Source organism: Pseudomonas sp. 5Vm1k (assembly GCF_056161485.1).
Window position 1 is genome coordinate 1 of record NZ_JBSPCZ010000039.1, and the last position, 1,177, is coordinate 1,177.

The following is a 1,177-nucleotide window of genomic DNA, read 5'->3' on the forward strand; positions in this document are numbered from 1 at the left end:
CTAGTGTGCTGTTCTCTAAATAATTTACCCATTAGCCTATGAGCCCATTGCCTCACGGGCGCGCTGGATTTTGTTCAAGATATCTTCGCCTTTGGCGTTCCAGACATAGCGAGTCGGTTGCGCATTTCGCAAGGCCAGGAACGTGGTAATCGAGGTCTCCAGCTCGCGTACCGAACTGAAGCTGCCTTCACGCAAATACACCGTAATGTCCCGAAAAAAGCGCTCAACCATGTTCATCCACGAACTGGAAGTCGGGGTGAAATGCATGTGGAAGCGTTTATGCTTTTCCAGCCACGCCTTCACTTTGGGATGCTTGTGGGTGGCGTAGTTGTCGACGATCAAGTGCAGTTGAAGGTGCTTGGGCGTTTCTCGATTGATCTTCTTGAGAAACTCCAGCCACTCCTGGTGCCGATGTTGGTACTCAATACTGCTGATCAAGCGCCCCTGAAGATAGTCCAGAGCCGTGAACAGCGTAACGGTGCCATGGCGTACATAATCGTGCGACTGCGTGCGGATATGGCCGATTCCCAGAGGCAGCCCAGGCTGGGTACGCTCAAGGGCTTGCACCTGGCTTTTTTCATCGCAGCAGAGCACCAGCGCCTTGTCCGGCGGGTTCAGGTACAACCCGATGACGTCCCAAAACTTGTCTTCGAAGTTCGGGTCATTGGACAGTTTGAAGGTACGGGTCAGGTGCGGTTTCAAGTCATTGGCCGCCCAGAGTTTATGCACGCTGGTGGCCGAAATCCCAGCCACTCGGGCCATGCTTCGGCAGCTCCATCGAGGTTCACCGATGCGCGGTTGAGTGACTTGCTCAAGAACACGGCGCACCGCGTCAAGGGGCAGAAAAGGTTTACGACCCCGACCTGGTTTATCGAGCAAACCGTCCAGCCGTTGAGCCTGGAAGCGCTGACACCAGCACGTGATAACGGGAAGTGAGAAGCCGGTCAGCCGGGCAATCTCTACTCGCGTACAACCTTGGGCCGCCAACAGAATCACTCGTGCGCGACGGCCGTCGCGCTGGCTGATGGTGGCCGAACGTACGCGCCGGCTCAGCTCGGCATGCTCTTCTGGACTGAGGACAATGTTGAGTGCGTTCACCTGCGCTTCTCCGAACGTTGGATGACACCGGAAGTGTAGCCAATATCGGAGAAATGTTAATTTGAGAACAGCACACTAG

The 1,177-nt window shown here is 55.3% G+C and carries 1 protein-coding gene; it reads right to left on the minus strand.

Features of this window, described 5'->3' with window-relative positions:
* Positions 1 to 36: 36 nt before the first annotated feature.
* Entirely contained in the window at positions 37 to 1,098 is a 1,062-nt protein-coding gene (locus tag ACWIKB_RS33275; RefSeq protein ID WP_475271650.1) for an IS630 family transposase, read from the minus strand.
* Positions 1,099 to 1,177 lie beyond the last annotated feature (79 nt).